This window comes from Streptococcus sp. k-402, from assembly GCF_013277515.1.
Lineage (GTDB): Bacteria > Bacillota > Bacilli > Lactobacillales > Streptococcaceae > Streptococcus.
Window position 1 is genome coordinate 38,945 of sequence record NZ_VMNB01000010.1, and the last position, 20,936, is coordinate 59,880.

General features: G+C 40.7%; 16 protein-coding genes and 1 tRNA gene. 4 read left to right on the forward strand and 13 right to left on the reverse strand.

From position 1 onward, the window contains the following. Window positions 1–93 precede the first annotated feature (93 nt). The 11 genes from vncS to HT724_RS07520 form a co-directional block, all read right to left on the reverse strand. Window positions 94–1,422, reverse strand: a complete 1,329-nt coding sequence (vncS, locus tag HT724_RS07470; RefSeq protein WP_173276801.1) for a sensor histidine kinase VncS — start codon at window positions 1,420–1,422, stop codon at window positions 94–96. Beyond that, entirely contained in the window at window positions 1,419–2,075 is a 657-nt protein-coding gene (gene vncR / locus HT724_RS07475; protein WP_173276800.1) for a response regulator transcription factor VncR, read from the reverse strand. The genes vncS and vncR overlap by 4 nt, the downstream gene beginning before the upstream one ends. Window positions 2,076–2,239: 164 nt before the next feature. Next, window positions 2,240–5,044: a LysM peptidoglycan-binding domain-containing protein gene (locus HT724_RS07480; RefSeq protein WP_173293573.1), complete on the reverse strand. Its 2,805-nt coding sequence runs from the start codon at window positions 5,042–5,044 to the stop codon at window positions 2,240–2,242. Between the two features lie 322 nt (window positions 5,045–5,366). Further along, the gene (gene vex3 / locus HT724_RS07485; protein ID WP_055387837.1) at window positions 5,367–6,746 is read right to left on the reverse strand and encodes an ABC transporter permease subunit Vex3; all 1,380 of its coding nucleotides are present in this window, start codon (window positions 6,744–6,746) and stop codon (window positions 5,367–5,369) included. Window positions 6,747–6,801: 55 nt separating this feature from the next. Next, window positions 6,802–7,449 (reverse strand): ABC transporter ATP-binding subunit Vex2, encoded by a 648-nt coding sequence (gene vex2 / locus HT724_RS07490; RefSeq protein ID WP_173276176.1) that lies wholly within the window; start codon window positions 7,447–7,449, stop codon window positions 6,802–6,804. A 117-nt stretch (window positions 7,450–7,566) separates the two neighbouring features. Further along, window positions 7,567–8,844: an ABC transporter permease gene (locus tag HT724_RS07495; protein ID WP_173276177.1), complete on the reverse strand. Its 1,278-nt coding sequence runs from the start codon at window positions 8,842–8,844 to the stop codon at window positions 7,567–7,569. Window positions 8,845–8,986: 142 nt separating this feature from the next. Further along, window positions 8,987–9,072 (reverse strand) — tRNA-Leu (locus HT724_RS07500). Between the two features lie 79 nt (window positions 9,073–9,151). Further along, window positions 9,152–9,727: an isochorismatase family cysteine hydrolase gene (locus HT724_RS07505; protein ID WP_166728039.1), complete on the reverse strand. Its 576-nt coding sequence runs from the start codon at window positions 9,725–9,727 to the stop codon at window positions 9,152–9,154. Then, on the reverse strand, window positions 9,727–10,515 hold the full coding sequence (gene codY, locus HT724_RS07510; protein WP_000940732.1) for a GTP-sensing pleiotropic transcriptional regulator CodY: 789 nt from the start codon (window positions 10,513–10,515) through the stop codon (window positions 9,727–9,729). Before codY ends, HT724_RS07505 begins: the two co-directional genes overlap by 1 nt. A 377-nt stretch (window positions 10,516–10,892) precedes the next feature. Beyond that, window positions 10,893–12,467, reverse strand: coding sequence for a DEAD/DEAH box helicase (locus tag HT724_RS07515; protein WP_173276178.1), 1,575 nt, complete (start codon window positions 12,465–12,467; stop codon window positions 10,893–10,895). A 197-nt stretch (window positions 12,468–12,664) separates the two neighbouring features. Beyond that, window positions 12,665–13,891, reverse strand: a complete 1,227-nt coding sequence (locus tag HT724_RS07520) for an OFA family MFS transporter (protein ID WP_173276179.1) — start codon at window positions 13,889–13,891, stop codon at window positions 12,665–12,667. Between the two features lie 193 nt (window positions 13,892–14,084). On the opposite strand from HT724_RS07520, the gene HT724_RS07525 reads away from it, so the two are divergent. From HT724_RS07525 to HT724_RS07540, 4 genes are all read left to right on the forward strand, one after another. After that, window positions 14,085–15,401, forward strand: a complete 1,317-nt coding sequence (locus tag HT724_RS07525) for an FAD-containing oxidoreductase (protein ID WP_173276180.1) — start codon at window positions 14,085–14,087, stop codon at window positions 15,399–15,401. A 98-nt stretch (window positions 15,402–15,499) separates the two neighbouring features. Then, window positions 15,500–16,843, forward strand: a complete 1,344-nt coding sequence (murT, locus tag HT724_RS07530) for a lipid II isoglutaminyl synthase subunit MurT (protein ID WP_001050225.1) — start codon at window positions 15,500–15,502, stop codon at window positions 16,841–16,843. Further along, entirely contained in the window at window positions 16,843–17,625 is a 783-nt protein-coding gene (gene gatD, locus HT724_RS07535) for a lipid II isoglutaminyl synthase subunit GatD (protein ID WP_173276181.1), read from the forward strand. The genes murT and gatD overlap by 1 nt, the downstream gene beginning before the upstream one ends. Window positions 17,626–17,752: 127 nt before the next feature. Next, the gene (locus HT724_RS07540; protein ID WP_173276182.1) at window positions 17,753–18,835 is read left to right on the forward strand and encodes a Xaa-Pro peptidase family protein; all 1,083 of its coding nucleotides are present in this window, start codon (window positions 17,753–17,755) and stop codon (window positions 18,833–18,835) included. Between the two features lie 18 nt (window positions 18,836–18,853). Here the strand turns inward: HT724_RS07540 and HT724_RS07545 are convergent, their stop codons facing one another. Both HT724_RS07545 and HT724_RS07550 read right to left on the reverse strand, forming a co-directional pair. Continuing rightward, complete coding sequence (locus HT724_RS07545; protein WP_000961370.1) at window positions 18,854–20,122, reverse strand: GHKL domain-containing protein; 1,269 nt, start codon at window positions 20,120–20,122, stop codon at window positions 18,854–18,856. Continuing rightward, window positions 20,122–20,829 carry a LytTR family DNA-binding domain-containing protein gene (locus HT724_RS07550; protein ID WP_050242000.1) on the reverse strand — a complete coding sequence of 236 codons (708 nt, stop codon included), beginning with the start codon at window positions 20,827–20,829 and terminating at the stop codon, window positions 20,122–20,124. Before HT724_RS07550 ends, HT724_RS07545 begins: the two co-directional genes overlap by 1 nt. Window positions 20,830–20,936: the final 107 nt, after the last annotated feature.

A 20,936-nucleotide genomic window follows, 5' to 3' on the forward strand; every position in this document is an offset into this window, starting at 1 on the left:
TTCATTTTATCACTTTTTGACAAAAAAATCTAGTTTTTCCCGCAGTTTCGATTGAATTTCTTCTAGCTTCATCTATGTAAACCCTTTCTACACCTATTCTTGAGCGACTTTTGGAAAAGCTATAAAGAAGGTTAAACGATTCTCCGCCATCTCAAAACGATAAGCTAATTTTTCATGTTCCAATAGACTTTTGACCACAAAGAGGCCCATACCAGACCCCTTGGCCTTGCGACTAGCATTATCAGAAAAAGATTGGGCTAGTTTTTCTTGTTCTTCAGGACTGCAGCTATTTTCTATAAAAAATTCCCCTTCTCTTTCTCCAATTCGAACCAAGCCACCTGGAACAGAGTGCTTGATAGCATTGCTGATAAGGTTAGACAGAATCAATTTCATGACAGATGGATTTAGATAAGCTTGCTGGTGGGTCAAGCTATTGTCAATCTGGAGTTCTCTTTCCTTGGCTAGCAAGGCATAATCCTTGACTAGACTTTGCGTCATCTGGAGGAGGTCAATTGTTTCCCTATCATCTCGCAATTCCTGCACAGACGAGAGAGAAAGTATCTGGAGAACGTGGTGATTGAGCTCATCCACAATCCCCAAAGCAACTCCCAGATAGTGGTCTCTGTCCTTATAGCGACCGACATTTTCTTTCATGTTTTCAATCAGGATTTTCAAACTAGCCAGAGGTGTCTTCAATTCATGAGAAGCACCTCGTAGGAATTCGACCTTCATCTTCTCCAGCTGGAGAATGGCTTCATTCTTGTCATGCAAGTCCGCAATAACAGTCAAAAGATGCTGGTAGAGACTATTGATTTGTTCCTTGAGATCACCAATCTCATCTCTAGAATCCACGCGCAATCGCACTTGGGCATCCAAATCCATCATCCGTCGGGTCACCCGCTTGATTTCCAATATCGGGGCCACAATGGTCCGAGCATATATGTAGGCTACCAACAGAGAAATCAGAAAGGATGCCAGCAAGGTATACGGGAGAAATTGGAGACTGATTTGCTCTGCTTCCTTTTGCAAATCCATGGACGCTAGAAACTGGAGAGTCATGGTACCACCGTCCTGCGTTTTTACCTCACGCTCCTCAATAAAGAGGGAGGTGGTTTGGCGATCTGTGTCCAGAGGAAGGCTGTCCTTGATTTCTAACTTGTCCTCGGTCATCTCGCCCTTGACGGCCCCCTTGATCTCACTGGTCTGGGAATACAAGTCTAAGACTTGCTCGATACTCTGCCTGTCTTTCCCTTCTAGGGACTGGGCAATGGCTGTCGCTTTCTGACCAATAGTTTCTTGACGGTGGCTCAGATAAGTCGAGGGAAAGAGAAAATAAATGGCTAAATGGAGGCAAATAACCAGAACACTAAAAATCGAGAAGGTATAGATAAATATCTTTGTAAATAAACCTGTTCGTTTCATTTTCGCTCCAATTTATAACCAACATTGCGCACAGTGAGGATGCAGTCCAGGTCTAGTTTTTTCCGCAATTCCTTGATATAAACATCAATGACGCGGTCAAAGGGAACCTCATCTGTCGCTTTCCAGACGGCATCGATTATCTGAGATCGAGTCAAGGCTCGTCCTTCATTTTTCACTAAATAATCAAGAATTTCCAACTCTTTGGCATTGATAGGCACTTCTTGACCTGCGAGGCTGGCACTGTAGCTCTCAAAATCCACCTTGGCATCCTTATAAGAGAAGATTCGTCCTGTATCATAGTAGCGCTTGAAAATCGCGTCCACCCTCACTTTTAAGAGGGAGAGGGAGAAAGGTTTTTCCAGATAGCCATCTGCCAGAGAGGCAAAGGCACTCATCTTGTATTCCTCATCCTGAAAGGCGGTCAGCATCAGGACAGGGACTTGGCTGGTTTTGCGAATCTCAGCTAGCACTTCTAGGCCATTAAGCTTGGGCATCTGGATATCCAGTAAAACCAAGGCTACTTCATAGCTGGAAAATTTTTCTAAGGCTTCCTGACCATCTGCAGCCTCAATGGTTTCATAGCCACAATCCGTCAAATAGTCACTGACCCCCTCACGGATCATCTCTTCATCTTCTACAATTAAAATTTTCATACTTTAACTGCTCTCTATTTTTTATTTTTCTTAGAATAAATACCTACTCTATTTTCTATTATAGCCTCTTACTGGCCTTTTGTCTGTAAGCAACTGACCACTAGATAAAACAAAGAGAGCCTATCGCTCTCTCTGCTCACATTTCACTCTCTGTGGAATGAAGGTTATTTGGTTGCTTTTGAAAATGTTACAACGTAGTTATAATCTTTCCCATTAGCTTGATAGACATAGTCCTCTTTGAAAGTATAGCCGCGTTTGCTCAACTCTTCCTTCTTAGCATCAACTTGGCTCTTGACAGCTGCTTTAACCTGTTCATTTGATAAACCTTCCGCAATTTCAAGAGAAGTTCCATTGATATCTCCTAGGAAACCTGCAATATCTTTCATTTGATCAAAGTTATAAAAAACATTGACTTTGACCTTTTGAGGAACTGGTTGTTCTATACTTCTACGATTTCTGCTAGCGCGTGGTTGAACTGCTGGAGCCATTCTGAAACCTGAAGTTCCTGTAGCCTCCTTAGTGAATGTAACGACATAGTTATAATTTTTCACAGTAGTATCTTGTTCAAAAATAATGTCATTTTTCACATAATACCCTCTAGCAGCTAAGTCTTTTATCTTTGCTTGAATTTTTTCTTTTACTAATTCTTTTGCCTGTGCTTCACTCGTTCCTGCAGGAATTGTGACAGTGTTATTTTCTCCTGGATCAGATAGGAAGCCATGAATATCTGGCATTCCAGCGAAGTTATAGCTAATATTTACAGTTCCATCTGGTTCTGATGTTGAACGTGCCACTCTTCTTGCTCTTGCTTGAACCGATGGGGCATTTCTAAAACTTGAAGCCCCTTCTGAAGTTGAAGAAGGTTGTGTTGGAGATGCTGTCGAAGTCGTGCTTTCTTCACTAGCAGGCTGTGTCGGAGTTGTTGAGGTAGCTTCACCTGAACCATGACCTATTACCGTACTTCCATTGTCAATAGTAGTACCTTCATTACGGCCATTTGTTAAATTATCTTTATTATAGTTTGGTGCTGGTAATTCTTCACCTGGAACATTAATTTCATCAATTTTAGTTTGATATTCATCCGCAGCAGCTACTGCTGCATCATGATCTTTAGCATTATTTATTGCGGCTAATGCGTCTTCTTTTAATGTTTTTAATTCCGCTTTTAATTTTTCTTTTTCGGCTTCGTCTTTAACTTTTTCTATTTCACCTAGTTTTGAAGATACTCGTTCATTAATAATATCTTCCCCATCTTTTTGTGCATCTGCTAGTTCCTTTTTAGCTTTTGCTTCTTCAGAAGTTAGCTCTTCCGCTTTCGGCTCAGTTGTTGCTGATTCTTCTGCTTTGGGTGCTGAGGTCGCCGGTGATTCAGAACTTGAATTTGAAGCTACAGGTTGATCTGCAGCCCCTGTGTTTGAAGGGGCGTTGTCTGTTACTGAACTTGATTCTGCTGCATTCCCTGATTCATTTGTAGCTTCCGCAGATGGAGTATTGGAAGGTTCTGCAGTTGTTTCAGAGTTACCTGTTGCTCCAGCTGGCTGTGTAGTAGAATTGGTATCGCCTGATGTGACCGGTGACGATGTTGAATCACTTGGTTGGGTAGCTGTTGAGTCGCCTGTAGGAGTTGTAGATGGCGCTCCAGACTCTTCTGAATGATTACTTGTCGTTGGAGATTCAACCGAAGAACCTGATTCATCGTTTTTCGGTGCTGGAGCCACTGGTTCTTCAGAACTTGGGTTTGAAGCTACAGGTTGTTCTGTAGTCCCTGTGTTTGAAGGGGCGTTATCTGTTACTGGACTTGATTCTGCTGCATTCCCTGATTCATTTGTAGCTTCCGCAGATGGAGTATTGGAAGGTTCTGCAGTTGTTTCAGAGTTACCTGTTTCTCCAGCTGGCTGTGCAGTAGAATTGGTATCGCCTGAAGCGACCGGTGTTTCTTCACTTGGGGTTACCGGTGACGATGTTGAATCACTTGGTTTTGGAGCTGTTGCTTCGGTTTTTGGAGCTGAAGTTTCAGGTTGATCTGCAGTTCCTGTGTTTGAAGAAGTATCATCTGTTACTGAACTTGATGACTCTGAATTCCCTGATTCATTTGTAGCATCTGCAGATGGAGTATTGGAAGATTCTGATGTTGTTTCAGATTTACCTGTTTCTCCAGCTGGCTGTGTAGTGGAATTGGTATCGCCTGATGTGACCGGTGCTTCTTCACTTGGGGTTACCGGTGACGATGTTGAATCACTTGGTTGGGTAGCTGTTGAGTCACCTGTAGGAGTTGTAGATGGCGCTCCAGACTCTTCTGAATGATTACTTGTCGATGGAGATTCAACCGAAGAAGCTGATTCATCGTCTTTCGGTGCTGAGGCCGTTGGTTCTTCCGCTTTTGGTGCTGGGGTAGTCGCTGCGTGTTCTGCTTTTGGCGCTACTGGAGCTGATACAGGCTGATAGACTGAGCTATAGTTCACAGTCATTTTTTCAACTTTCTCAGTGACATCTGTTAATTCAAAGGTAACATCTTTTGTTTCCTGATCTTTCTTGAGCAAGACTTCGTAAGTGCGAACTTCGCCACTTGCACCGCTTTCTTTGATGACAATCTTGTGTTTTGTGACTGTATCTGAAACCGTTTCAGCTTCGGTAAAGTACAATTCATTGTGCGGTAAGAATAAATTCTTGCCTGAAGCTTGATTCATTTCTTGGAGTACATCTACAGGGATATTACTTGCTTCGCTGATAACACTTAATGTATCTCCCCACTTAATAACATACTTAAATAAATCACCTTCTTTTTGAAGGTCATCTTTCACTTCCTCAACTGTTCTGGCTACCCAAACACCATCTTGTTCACTGGCTGATACAGTTGGAGCTAAAAAGCCCAGACCTAGCAAAATCACACCTGTCGCAACAATTGCACCAGTTCTCAATTTTCTAAAGCCACGGAGGGACAAGCTTCCTCTAACATTTGTTTGTCTCATAATGTTTATTTTTCCTCACTATTCTATATTTTCCAAGGTAGACCCTGCCTAGGTCTACTAGCCTATGTTTGCGATATGGATAGGCTTCTACAGATTTATCTATCTATTTTCAAGATAAGATTTCTATAGATTTTTATGCACAATTCCATATATAAGTTGCGAAACTCCTTTCTAATAAATTCCATAGCTTTAGTATATCATATTTAAACACTAAAGTACAACGAAAGCAACTGAAAGCAATGATTTTCACCATTGCTTTCTGCTTCATTTATCATTTTAAAACTTTCAGTTGCTAGCCTCATTTTTCAGTCTGGCATCAGTATTATTCACCATCCAGCAAAAGCTCTTTTGGTTGTTTTCTGAGGAGATTGCTTGAAGCAAGCGCCATAACGAGAACCACTAGAACCAAGGCTAGAACAAAGACGATGATAAAGTCTGATGTCTGAATAGAAATATCTAGGCTCGACAAGGTCTTGCTAAAGCCATCTACTTCTGCACCACCACCAAGGTTAGAGGCTTGAGCCGCCTTGCTAGCCTGTTTGGCAACACCTGAAGTGACATTGGCAAGAACAGTATTTCCAATCGCACGCGCTGTGTAGTTGGCTAGGAAATAAGCAGAAACGAGAGCAGGGATAGCAATCAAGATGGATTCGGTGATGAATTGCCCCAAGATACTTGCCTGCTTGAGACCGATAGAGAGGAGAATTCCCACTTCCTTGCGACGGGCATTGATCCAAAGGCTGAGCAAGAGGGCAAGGAGAAGAACTGAGAAACTCAAGCTACCCCAGAAGAGGAGGTTGGCCATCTTGTACATACCAGAGATAGATTGCTCAAGGGCTGGATAGTTAGACGAGCTCTTCACCAGTGTATAGCTCTTCCAGTTGATACCACTTATGCCATTCAACTCTTTCATAACATCATCCAAGTTCTTGTCCGCTGTTACAAAGAAGGTTGCGTCCCCATAAATAGCTGTGTCTTCTGTGTAACCATATAGTTTAGCAGCTGTATGGATGTCTGTGATAGCTGTGTTTTCATAGAGTTCTTGTGAGTAGGTAACTGCCGACTTGTTGTGACCATCAAAGAGTCCCTTGATTGTCACTTCGACTGTTTCCTTGGCACCTTTTTCATTGTCGGCATCGTAGATATTAGAGTCTAGTTTGACCTTATCCCCTACTTTCCAGCCGTGTTTGGCTGCCAAGTCCTTGTGCATGAGAATCTTGTCTTTGTCATCGTTGGTTAGGTGCTCACCTTCGACCAGCTTATAAGAACCGGAAACAAACTTGTCTTCTTTAGAGGAGTCATTGACACCTGTAATCATCAAGCTACTTCCAAAATGTTTAGCACGGTCAGGAGTCAGATTTTTCTTGGTTTCTGGCGTTTCGATAAGTTCATATCCAGTCAAATCTCCGATAGCGTTGATGCGTTTCACATAAGACTCAATGGCCTTGTTTTCGGTGATTTTTTTGATATCCTCACCCTTGATATTCCCAGCACCACGAGGCGTTCCTTGATTGACGCGACGATTGATTTGCATGGAGAAGCTGTTAGTGATATTTTTAAAAGTCTCCTGAGAAGCCTTGGCAGTAGCTCCCTTGATCGACAAGCCGACCAAACTCAAGCTCGCCATGAGGAGAATAATCAGGAAGATGACAATCGATTTGAAAAACTTCCTTGTAACATAGGCAAATGCATTGTGTAACATAGGTTCCCTTTCTAGATGTTGTTCTATTTTATAGTTCTAACAGAAAAAGCTCGTATTATTTCGTAGTATTGCGAGTTTCAGTCAGTTTCTTATCCTTCAACTCAAGTGTAATGTCTGACGCTTGTGCCACTTCTTTGCTGTGAGTTACGACGATGACACATTTACCTGTTTTCTGGGCAAGTGATTTGAGCAGTTCGATAATATCTCCAGCAGTTTTAGGGTCTAGATTTCCTGTTGGCTCATCTGCAAGAATAACTGGAGCTTCTGAGACCAAACTGCGAGCAATAGCAACACGTTGCTGTTGCCCACCTGATAACTGGAGAACATTTCGCTTGATCTGACTTTCGTCAAGACCAAGTTCAAGAAGAGTCTCCTTGCTGGCCTTTTTGTTGACCAAGCGGATATTTTCCAGTGGAGAAAGATAATCTATCAAGTTATAATTTTGAAAGACCAGGGAAATATGGTGCATGCGATGGTAGGAATAGCCCTTCTTACGAATGTCCTCTCCTTGAAAAAGGATAGAACCTTCAACAGGACTATCTAGACCAGCAAGTAGAGATAAGAGAGTGGATTTTCCTGCTCCTGACTCCCCAATAATACTGTAAAATTTTCCGGGTTCAAAATGATAATTAATCTGATATAGGACTGCTTCAGCAGTGTTCTTATAACGGTAGGTAAGGTCTTGTAATTGTAATAAAGTCATGATTTCTCCTTCTTATACTCAATGAAAATCAAGGAGCAAACTAGGAATCTAGCCGCAGGCTGTACTTGAGTACGGCAAGGCGAAGCTAACGCGGTTTGAAGAGATTTTCGAAGAGTATTAACTAATAGATGATAAAATTTCTTTAGGCGATTTTCTAAATAAGAATAGGAAACAAAGAGCTACAGATAAGCAACTAAGCAGAACTAGAAAAACATAGGATTCTGCAAAAGATAGGATACTGGTTGATAAACTGCTTGCTTTAGCTAGCGTGTCTTGTAGGGCTGCCTGGTCTCCACTTGCTAGTAGGGTTTGTAGTAGGTAAGTTGTGATTGCGTTGCCTGCAACAAATGCTGGAAGTAAAGCTCCAAGAGATACCAAAACTACCTCTAAACAGAACTGTAGGAAAATCGAGCTTTTGCCTTTGCCAAGTGCAAGTAAAATTCCCACTTCGTAGACCCTTTCTCTCAACCAGAGAGACAAGACCAGAATTAAGGCTCCTGCTCCTGCTATCAACATCCCATAAAGGAAGATGGTCAGAAAGGTTTGGAAGGTTGCTACTGAGTCTTTGATTTGTTCAAAAGCCTTGCTTTCCTTCTCGACTTGGTAGCCTTGACTTTCCAAGGCTAAGTTTTCCACCTGCTTCATAAGTTCGTCCATTTCCTTAGGATTTTCTACATAGAAGCGAGCTGCACTGACTTGAGGTTCACCATTTCCCAAAAGGATTTGGCTACTTTCATAGTCTGTAAAGACTTGGTTTTCACTGAAGTCGGAAGATAAGCCTGTGAATTTCTCTTGTTTTTTACCAGAAAAGATGCCGACAATCTCAAATTCTACTGTTTGTCCTTTACCAGCTTCTGACTGACCAGCATCTAAGGCAATCTTGTCATGAAGGGAAAGACTATTCTTCTTAGCCAGCTCTTCGTGGATGATGATTTTCTTTGAATCTCCTTTTTGAAGATGTCGCCCTTCTTTTAAGTTGAAAGCCGAGCTGGTAAAGGTAACATCCTTTGATGAATCTTCAAAAGCCATTAAGCTAACCAAGTTCTTGTCTGCAGCTGATAAATCATCACGCTCCACGCTCTGCTCGCCACTCACTGCTTCCTTGTCTTTTAGTTTTGCGACCGTCTCCAGTTCAGGAGAAACATTTTCTAGTCCCTTAATCTTGCTTACAGATGCTAGGTCCGACAACTTAAAAGTCTGTCCGTTTTCTATCTTTTTAATAGAAAAAGATGTGTTGAGTGATTTGTAAAGATTGGTTTCAACTGTTTTGTTGGACTTCATCAGAGTCAAACAGGCTGAAATTCCGGCCAATAGGACCAATAAAATCAGAAATAAAATAAAACTTCTCAGTCGTTTTCTGCTGACATAAGCCCAAGCTCTTTGGATTGGATTCATTTGTCACCTCCATATTTGTAAGACTATTATAAAATCCAAATATGAAATGTTTATGAAATACGAAAAAAGAACAACAATTTTTTTGCTCTATGTAAAGTTAGATAAAAAACAAAAGAGCTAGCCTAAGCTAACTCTTATCCTATGCGGAGAGAGGGACTTGAACCCTCACGACCTAAAGCGGTCACAGGATCCTTAGTCCTGCGCGTCTGCCAATTCCGCCATCCCCGCGTCGATTACTTTACTAGTATATCAACTTTTGGGATGCTTGTCAACACTTTTTTCAAATTTTTTCATTTCATTAACCAAATTACTCTAAAATTTCATTTAGATTTTCATCTACTAACTTAGCTCCAAGTGTGTTTTTGAAATGACCTAGGGCAAATTGATGATTTTCAGGCCAGATGGAAGCAACAGCTGGTTTAACAATCTCGATGTCATATCCTAGATTATAGGCATCTATAGCTGTATGTAGGACACAGATATCCGTCAAGACACCTGTTAAGATAACGGTAGAAATTCGACGCTCTCTCAAACGGATATCCAGGTCAGTCCCTGAAAAAGCTGAGTAATGGCGTTTATCCATCCAAAAGACACGACTGTCTGAACCATGCTCTTGATAAAAGGTCCCCAAATCTCCATATAAATTCCGTCCGCTCGTCCCAATCAAATTGTGAGGAGGAAATAGTTTACTTTCTGGATGAAAACAATCGTTTTCTTCGTGAGCATCAATGGTAAAGAAGACGTAGTCTCCACGTTCAAAAGCTAATCGAGTCACCTTGCTAATGGCTTCTGAAATAGCTTGAGCTGGAGCCCCTGCTGTCAATTTACCACTATCAGCAACAAAATCTTCTGTATAATCAATCGAAATCAAAGCCTTAGTCATTAGTAATCTCTTTTCTTCACTTCTTCAAAAATATCTGAAATCAAGACCTTAAGATAGGTTCCCTTCATTCCAAGAGAGCGACTTTCAATAATCCCCGCAGATTCAAGTTTACGCAGAGCATTGACAATCACAGAACGAGTGATTCCGATACGGTCTGCAATTACAGACGCAGTCAACTGCCCTTCATTTCCATTTAATTCTCCTAAAATTGCTGAAACAGCACGGAGTTCGGAGTAAGAAAGGGTATTAACCGCCATAGTGACAGCAGTACGGCGACGGATATTTTTCTCATCTTCTTCACGCTGGAAGTTAAGAAGCTGAATCCCAACAACGGTACTGGCAATCTCAACAAGAATCAAGTCCTCATCTTCGAATTTTTTATCATTGCGCCAAATAATCAAAGAACCAAGGCGAATCCCCGATACATGAATCGGTGCAATAGTCGTCAAGCCATCTGGAAAATCATCTCTACTCTCAACAGGGAAAATACTCATATCATGCTCAACAGGCAAGTTTGCTTCTGTTTCGTAAATCATATTAGCCCCTTGAACGTAGTCATCTGGGAAAATCTTAGTTTGGAAGAATTGCTCTACGCGATCTGTATTTGTTTTATAACGCATAAAATAGCCAAGCAGACGTCCCTTACTATTGATAATGCAGGCATTGCAATGAATAATATCCGCTAACTGACGCGTAATAGCGTTGTAAGGAAGCTCATCCTGCAACTGCTCCTCTGAGCGCTTCAAAATTGATGTAATCTTTCTTGTTTTTTCTAATAAATGTGCCATTTTTCACCTCGAATTTAATCGCTATCATTATAACATAAAAACGTCTCTTTTTCAATAATTATCTGAAAATTGCTTATTTAATTGCAATTTGAAAAAACAAGAATATTTTTAATTAAATTGCTTCTTTTCTATTGACAAGCCCCCTATTTTTGTGTATTATAACATTATAAAAAGATAATACAACAATTTTATTTATACTCAATGAAAATCAAAGAGCAAACTAGGAAACTAGCCGCAGGCTGCTCAANNNGACGAAGTCAGTAACATATCTACGGCAAGGCGACGTTGACTAGGTTTGAAGAGATTTTCGAAGAGTATTATCTTTTCACATTCGGTCTCCTTATATAAAAAAGCGATTCATTTTGAACCGCTTTTTCTTATTTATCTCCCTTGTTACGAATAACAAAGCCTGTTTTCTTTTCGCTTGAGGTATTGCGTGGTTTTTTATTATCCTTACGGTAACGTTTTTCCTTATCAAAACGATCGTTGCCACGACTTCCTTTTTTGAAATCATCACGGCGATCACCACGACGGTTGTCTCCACGGCGATTATCACGACGGTCATCTCCACGACGACCTCCCTTAGCTTTACCACCGAAGCCATTACCTGATGGTTTAAATGGCAGTGGTTTTTCACGTGCAATCTCCACTTCAGGAAGGCTATCTGGATCTTGAACAGTCAGACTCAAGATATACATTGCCAATTCTTCTGGAGTAAATTCGGCAGCTAGCTTACGAGCATCCTTACCAAATTTCTCAAAGTTGGCACGAATGGTTTCATCTGCAAAATCACGTTCGATTTTCTTGAGAGCTACTTGTTTTTTAGCTTGGAAGGCTTCTTCTGCACTTGCAGGTTTGAGACCTTTCATGCGTTTCTTAGTCAAGTTTTCAATAATTTGAAGGTAGCCCATTTCGTTTGGAGCAACAAAAGTAATAGATTGACCTGATTTACCAGCACGACCTGTACGACCGATACGGTGAACATAACTTTCAGGATCTTGTGGAATGTCGTAGTTATAGACATGGGTCACACCTGAAATATCCAAACCACGCGCTGCAACGTCTGTCGCAACCAAAACATCAAGATTGCCGTTTTTGAAGTCACGAAGGACACGAAGACGTTTGTTTTGATCCAAGTCGCCATGAATTCCTTCTGCACGGAAGCCACGAATTTTAAGTCCACGAGTCAATTCATCCACACGGCGTTTGGTACGACCAAATACGATAGCAAGTTCTGGTTGTTCCACATCCATGAGACGAGTCATGGTATCAAATTTTTCTTGTTCTTTAACACGGATGTAGTATTGGTCAACCAATTCTGTTGTCAATTCCTTAGCAGCAATCTTCACATGCTCAGGTTCTTTCATAAATTGAACACCGATACGTTTGATGGCATCTGGCATAGTTGCTGAGAAAAGCAAAGTTTGTCGATTTTCAGGGACACGGGAGATGATAGCTTCAATGTCTTCAAGGAAGCCCATGTTGAGCATTTCATCGGCTTCGTCAAGGATAAGAGTTTCAATATCTTGTAATTTCAAGGCCTTGCGTTTAATCAAGTCTAAGAGGCGACCTGGAGTTCCCACCACGATATGGGCACCCGATTTAAGAGCCTTAATTTGTTTTTCGATGCTTGATCCGCCATATACTGAACGGACTTTGACTCCCTTACTACGACCAAATCGGAAGAGTTCTTCTTGACTTTGGACAGCGAGTTCACGAGTTGGTGCAATCACCAAGGCTTGGATGGTCGCTTCTTCTGTACGGATTTTTTCAAGGGTAGGCAAGCCAAAGGCTGCAGTTTTTCCTGTACCAGTCTGAGCTTGACCGATAACGTCCTTGCCTTCAAGGGCCAAGGGAATAGTTTGTTCTTGGATCGGACTAGCTTCTACAAAACCAGCTTTTTCAATCTCTGCTAGCAAATCAGCAGACAAGTTTAATTCATTAAATTTCACGTTATTCTTCTTTCTAAAGGTGGTGCGAAGCCACCCTATAGGGCTTAGTGTATACTTTTCTTTTTATGACGTATTTTCATATACTGGATACAAAATCGTGTTGCTTCTTTTCCACAAAAGAAAAGTACTGTTTTCTTTGCAACCTATCTAGTATAACACAAGACCTGAGCAAAAGATAGCCCCATTTCTACAGAAAATCATGTAAGCGGTTTTTGACTTTCCTTTTTGATGGAACGACCTAGATAATAAGACAAAGCCAAGGCGATACTATATAAAATGATAAAAACGAACAAGGTTTGTGTGTAAGAATGAGCCATTTTATAAGTCTCTGCTAATAAAATAGGTCCTGCTAAACCAGCCATTGCCCAAGCTGTTAAAATATATCCATGCAGAGCGGCCAATTCCTTGGTTCCAAAAATATCACTGAGATAAGCTGGAATCAAAGAAAAACCAGCTCCATAGCAAGTCATCAAAATAGACATAGCGACTACAAATAAAACGGAATCTGTAAAGAGCCAAAGTGAGAGAGAAAAGAAAAGATTGACAAGCAGTAATATACTAAAGGTTAGAGGGCGACCGATATAGTCAGACAAACTCGCCCAGAGCAAGCGACCAAATCCATTGAAAATCCCTAAAACGCCCACCATTACTGCTGCATGACTTGTAGACAAGCCAGCCATCTCCTGTGCCATTGGCGATGCCGCTGAAATTAAGCCTAAACCACAAGCTATGTTGATAAAGAAAATAATCCAAAGTATATAAAACCGATTGCTTTTTAGAGCCTGATTTGCAGCCATTCCTTGCGTCAAAGAGGCTGTTTTTTCTTTCCCTGAAACAGATAAAATTGCAAGCTCTTGCTCATTTGGACGCTTAATGAATTGTGAAGCTAGGAGCATGATAATAAAGTAACTTGCACCTAAAATATAAAAAGTTTCTACAAGCCCTACCCCTGCGATGAGATGTTGCGCTATGGGACTAGTCAATAAAGAAGCAAAACCAAACCCCATAATCGCTAAACCTGTTGCGAGACCACGTTTATCAGGAAACCATTTTATAATCGTTGACACAGGAGTAATATAGCCGGCTCCCAAACCAAGCCCACCTAAAATACCATAAGCGAGATACAACAACCACAGTTCCTGACGGTCTATTGCAAATCCTGTTAAGATATTTCCACCTGCGTATAGAAAGGCAGATAGACTCCCCATGACTCTCGGACCAAATTTTTCTACCAAACGCCCCATAAATGCAGCCGATAAGCCCAAACAAAAGATTGCTAGACTAAAGGCAAAGGCAACAGAAGCCTGATCCCATCCCGTTTTTTCAATAATAGGGTTGCGATAAACACTCCAAGCATAAGTAGAACCCAGCATTAAGTGTAAAATGACCCCAGCAAAGGCAATAATATAACGATTCGATTTCATAAAACCTCCTATTTTCGAACATTTATTCTATCTTATATAAAAATAGATAGGATTTTAGTTTATCAAGCTTGTCAAAAAATTACTAGTTTTTTGTCTGGAAAGCGTTTTTATCTTTTTCTGTCTTTTTCGTAGCAGAATTGTGCAAAAGTTTTTTTCTTGTGCTAGAATGAAATTCGAATAGGAGGAACTCTAAATGTTAACTTATGATTTAATCGTTATCGGATTTGGGAAAGCTGGTAAAACACTAGCAGGTAAATTGGCTTCAGCTGGTAAAAAAGTTGCCCTCATTGAACGTAGCAAAGCTATGTACGGTGGAACTTGTATCAACATCGGTTGTATCCCAACTAAAACCTTGCTAGTTGCTGCTGAGAAGGGCTTGTCTTTTGAAGAAGTCATTGCTACCAAAAACACTATCACTGGTCGCCTCAACGGTAAAAACTATGCTACTGTTGCTGGTACAGGCGTGGACATCTTTGATGCGGAAGCTCACTTCCTTTCAAATAAAGTCATCGAAATCCAAGCTGGTGATGAAAAGAAAGAACTGACCGCTGAAACAATCGTCATCAACACTGGTGCTGTTTCAAACGTCTTGCCAATCCCTGGACTCGCTACAAGCAAAAACGTCTTTGACTCAACAGGTATCCAAAACTTGGATAAATTGCCTGAAAAACTTGGAGTCCTTGGTGGTGGAAATATCGGTCTTGAATTTGCTGGCCTTTACAACAAACTTGGAAGCAAGGTCACAGTCCTAGATGCCTTGGATACTTTCCTACCTCGTGCAGAACCTTCCATCGCAGCTCTTGCTAAACAATACATGGAAGAAGATGGCATTGAATTGCTTCAAAATATCCATACTACTGAAATCAAAAACGATGGTGACCAAGTCCTTGTCGTGACTGAAAACGAAACTTACCGTTTCGACGCCCTTCTCTACGCAACTGGACGCAAACCAAATGTAGAACCACTTCAACTTGAAAATACAGATATTGAACTAACTGAACGTGGCGCTATTAAAGTAGACAAACATTGTCAAACAAACGTTCCTGGTGTCTTTGCAGTTGGAGATGTCAACGGTGGCCTTCAATTTACTTACATTTCACTTGATGACTTCCGTGTTGTTTACAGCTACCTTGCTGGAGATGGTAGCTACACGCTTGAAGACCGTCTCAATGTACCAAACACCATGTTTATCACACCTGCCCTTTCACAAGTCGGTTTGACTGAAAGCCAAGCGGCTGATTTGAAACTTCCATACGTCGTTAAGGAAATCCCTGTTGCAGCAATGCCTCGTGGTCACGTAAACGGAGACCTTCGTGGGGCTTTCAAAGCTGTGGTTAATACTGAAACAAAAGAAATTCTTGGAGCAAGCATCTTCTCAGAAGGTTCTCAAGAAATCATCAACATCATCACTGTTGCTATGGACAACAAGATTCCTTACACTTACTTCACAAAACAAATCTTCACTCACCCAACCTTGGCTGAGAACTTGAATGACTTGTTTGCAATTTAAGTTGAGATTCAATCGTATCGAACAGCCCTCTTTGGGCTGTTTTTGCTTCTGCGAAACACCAAATCTGTCTTTTCCCTCTTTTGTGATATAATAGAAACATGAACTTAAAAACTACTTTGGGCCTTCTTGCTGGGTGTTCTTCCCACTTCGTTTTAAGCCGTCTTGGACGTGGAAGTACGCTCCCAGGGAAAGTCGCCCTTCAATTTGATAAAGATATTTTACAAAACCTAGCTAAGAACTACGAGATTGTCGTGGTCACTGGAACAAATGGAAAAACCCTGACAACTGCCCTCACTGTCGGCATTTTAAAAGAGGTTTATGGTCAAGTTCTAACCAACCCAAGCGGTGCCAACATGATTACAGGAATTGCAACAACCTTCCTAACAGCCAAATCTTCAAAAACTGGGAAAAATATTGCCGTCCTCGAAATTGACGAAGCCAGTCTATCTCGTATCTGTGACTATATCCAGCCTAGTCTTTTTGTCATTACTAATATCTTCCGTGATCAGATGGACCGTTTCGGTGAAATCTATACTACCTATAACATGATATTGGATGCCATTCGGAAAGTTCCAACTGCTACTGTTCTCCTTAACGGAGACAGCCCACTTTTCTACAAACCATCTTTCCCAAATCCTATACAGTATTTTGGTTTTGACTTGGAAAAAGGACCAGCCCAACTGGCTCACTACAATACCGAAGGGATTCTCTGTCCTGACTGCCAAGGCATCCTCAAATATGAGCATAATACCTATGCAAACTTGGGTGCCTATATCTGTGAAGGTTGTGGATGTAAACGTCCTGATCTCGACTATCGTTTGACAAAACTGGTTGAGTTGACCAACAATCGCTCTCGCTTTGTCATAGATGGCCAAGAATACGGTATCCAAATCGGCGGGCTCTATAATATCTATAACGCCCTAGCTGCTGTGGCCATCGCCCGTTTCCTCGGCGCAGATTCCCAACTCATCAAACAGGGATTTGACAAGAGCCGTGCTGTCTTTGGACGCCAAGAAACCTTTCATATCGGTGACAAGGAATGTACCCTTGTCTTGATTAAAAATCCAGTCGGTGCAACCCAAGCTATCGAAATGATCAAACTAGCACCTTATCCATTTAGCCTATCTGTCCTCCTTAATGCCAACTATGCAGATGGAATTGACACTAGCTGGATCTGGGATGCAGACTTTGAGCAAATCACTGACATGGACATTCCTGAAATCAACGCTGGCGGTGTTCGTCATTCTGAAATCGCTCGTCGCCTCCGAGTGACTGGCTATCCAGCTGAGAAAATCACTGAAACGAGTAATCTGGAGCAAGTTCTCAAGACCATTGAGAATCAAGACTGCAAGCATGCCTATATTCTGGCAACTTATACTGCCATGCTGGAATTTCGTGAACTGCTGGCTAGTCGTCAGATTGTTAGAAAGGAGATGAACTAATGGTTTATACTTCACTTTCCTCAAAAGATGGCAATTACCCCTATCAGCTCAACATTGCCCACCTCTACGGAAATCTCATGAATACCTACGGGGACAATGGAAACATCCTCATGCTCAAGTATGTGGCTGAAAAACTGGGAGCACATGTGACCGTTGACATCGTTTCTCTCCATGATGACTTTGATGAAAATCACTACGACATCGCCTTTTTCGGTGGTGGTCAAGACTTTGAACAAAGTATCATTGCAGACGACCTACCTGCTAAAAAAGAGAGCATTGACAACTACATCCAAAACGACGGTGTAGTTCTGGCTATCTGCGGTGGTTTCCAACTATTGGGTCAATATTATGTTGAAGCTTCAGGAAAACGTATCGAAGGGCTAGGGGTCATGGGACACTACACGCTCAACCAGACCAATAACCGTTTTATCGGGGATATCAAGATTCACAATGAAGATTTCGATGAAACCTACTATGGCTTTGAAAATCACCAAGGTCGTACCTTCCTCTCTGATGACCAAAAACCGCTGGGACAGGTTGTCTATGGAAATGGAAACAACGAAGAAAAGGGCGGTGAAGGGGTTCATTATAAGAATGTCTTTGGTTCCTACTTCCACGGACCTATCCTCTCTCGTAATGCCAATCTGGCTTATCGACTGGTCACTACTGCCCTCAAGAAGAAATATGGTCAGGACATCCAACTCCCTGCCTATGAGGACATTCTCAGCCAAGAAATCTCTGAAGAATACAGTGACGTCAAAAGGAAGGCTGACTTTTCTTAAACAAAGTGAAACTATATCAAAGAACTCCGTTATCTTGTCGGAGTTCTTTTTGTCTGTTCTTTTACCCTTCTCCCTTGCATTTTCTCTCATTTTTTGCCAAAATAGAGGGGTAGAAAGAAGGTAGCATATGTCTAAATTACAACAAATCCTAACATATCTTGAATCAGAAAAACTAGACGTCGCTGTCGTATCTGACCCCGTCACAATCAATTACCTCACTGATTTTTACAGTGATCCCCATGAACGCCAAATGTTCCTCTTTGTCCTAGCAGATCAGGAACCTCTCCTCTTTGTCCCAGCTCTTGAAGTAGAACGTGCAAGTAGCACCGTTTCCTTCCCAGTAGTGGGCTATGTCGATTCTGAAAATCCATGGCAAAAAATCAAACATGCTCTTCCACAACTTGCCTTCAAACGTGTCGCTGTTGAGTTTGACAATCTTATCTTGACCAAATACCATGGCTTGAAAATAGTTTTTGAAACTGCTGAGTTTGAAAACCTCACTCCTCGCATCCAACGCATGCGCCTCATCAAATCAGCTGACGAAGTGCAAAAAATGATGGTTGCAGGTCTTTATGCTGACAAGGCTGTTCATGTTGGTTTTGACAATATTTCTCTTGATAAGACTGAGACAGATATCATCGCACAAATTGACTTTGCCATGAAACGTGAAGGTTACGAAATGAGCTTTGATACCATGGTCTTGACTGGTGATAATGCTGCGAATCCACACGGCATTCCAGCAGCTAATAAGGTTGAAAATGATGCTCTTCTCCTCTTTGACCTGGGTGTTCTGGTCAATGGCTATGCGTCAGATATGACTCGTACAGTCGCTGTCGGCAAACCAGACCAATTCAAGAAAGATATTTACAACTTGACTCTTGAAGCCCAACAAGCTGCTCTTGACTTTATCAAGCCAGGTGTGACTGCTCATGAAGTGGACCGCGCTGCCCGTGAGGTCATCGAAAAAGCTGGTTATGGTGAGTACTTCAACCACCGTCTCGGGCATGGTATCGGTATGGATGTCCATGAATTCCCATCTATCATGGAAGGAAACGACATGGTCATCGAAGAAGGCATGTGCTTCTCTGTTGAACCAGGTATCTATATCCCTGGTAAAGTCGGTGTTCGTATTGAAGACTGCGGTGTTGTTACCAAGGATGGCTTTGACCTCTTTACAAGTACCAGCAAAGACTTGCTTTATTTTGATTAAGATAGCAACAAACCCTAGTTAGACAAGAAGAATCACTTCTGTTTTATGACGTCCATTCTGAATGAAATTCTTCATTGTTCCCCTATGATTGGTTACAAGTCTCTCAATATTTTTAAGCCCCCATCCCTCTGTCTGACGTTCCTTTCGTATTACCAATTCATTCTCATCAAATGAATTCTCGATAGCAATAAAGAGTTTCTTCTGAAAATATCGTATTCCTAAGATCAAGACCCTATCTTCTTTATTACTCAAGCGCATACAGGCTTCAAGACTATTGTCCAACAAATTACCAAGTAAAACCGCTAAAATATCTGGATTGATTTCTAATCGTTGAGGTACAAAACAATCAATTTCCAATTGTATGTCCTCTACCTTATCCTGTAATTTTTGATTGAGTAAAAAGTTAATTGTTGTATTCTTGGAGTAACAGACAGTTTGGTTCTCTATACTATTTGTCATGCTTTGGAGATAAGACTTCGCTTGTTCAGGATCTTCTTTTAAAAGTGCAAGGAGGATTAAATGTTGATTTTTCAAATCGTGTTGAATCCTTTGAATCCTCCTATAATCTTTTTTAGATTGTTTCATTTCTCTCAGTTGAAAGGTCATCTGTTCCGTCTCTAGTATGCTTTGATAATACCTCTGTTGTTGCTGAGAAAGATATAGGGTGAAATAGAGAGAAGAGAACGTTAACACAATGAGGGCTAATACAGAAACAAAAGAAAGATAATCCTTCTCAAACACTTGCCCTTGAATCGCTGATACTGTAAAAGCAAAACAAATGGACAAAAATGGTACAATAAACTGGTATAACCAAGTCCCTTTAGAAACAGTATAAACTAACTTTTGATGTGCACGAAAAAGTTGTCGAAGAACCAGGGTCACTAGCAATGATAAAAGAAAAGCTACAGCGAGATAAAAAAGCATGGCTATTAGATTTTCTGAAATGACTGATAAAGGGGAAAATAGTTGCACTGCTTGATTGAGTATAGTACCAGCTAGTAAAGTTAGACTCATCTGACAAAAAATCCAAAACGAAGATTCTTGAACAGCATATCCAAAATAAAGACCTAAAAAATAATACTCTGCGATACTGAGAATAAGATTCCCTACTAAGAAAAGATTAGCTCCTGAAAATAATATCGTCAACAAGGCATGGAAAAATAAAAGGAGAGAAGTAAAGATACAAATTCTCCTAGACTTTTCTTTTTGGGACAGAGGTCTATAAAAGAAAATAATTCCCAAAAATAAATCAAACAGAATACTCACAATCCGCAAACTGACTAACATTAAAAATTCCTCTCACTCAGATAATAATAATACTTTTCTCTAAAAGACGTTTGAAATTTTCGGCTAATTGGAAGGTGATTTTCATCCATTCCATTTAAAATTGTGACTATTTGCGAATCAAACTCTGTCACATATCTAGGATTGATAATATAGGAAGAATGAATTTGAATAAAGTAATCAGGTAATTTCTCTAAAATATCTTTCGTTTTAAGCAAAGCTTTGTAAGTCTGATCTTTAGTGTAAATAAAGACAGCACGCTTATCCTTTTCAAAAAATACAATGTCATCTAAAGGCAGTGAATAATGCTGCTTTCCAAAAGTAAACGTAAATACAGCTTGCCCTAAATTCAAAAAACGTACCACTCTATCCAGAGTTTTATATAATTTTTTAGAAGTCACTGGTTTAAGTAAATAATCAAAAGTCTGCACTTCAAAAACCTGCTCCATATAATCTCGATAACTGGTAACAAAGATAATCGGGATAAAAGGGTTTACCTTACGGATTTTTTGTGCCATATCAATTCCTGTTATCTGTGGCATCTCGATATCCAAAAAAACACAACTGTACTTCTCTGTCAATTGTTCTAATAGTTTTTGGGGATTCGTATAAACACTCGTTTCTATTTTGATGTCCTTATAAGATAAGAGTAAGTTTTCTAGCTGACTACCATCCCTATTAGAATCATCACAAATCGCAATTTTTAACATCAAATTCCTCACTACAAGCATGATTTTGCCAATTATAACGTCAAATACGTCAATTATGACATGCTGATAAAAAAATCGTTAATTTATTATACAATATTCTTATCAAA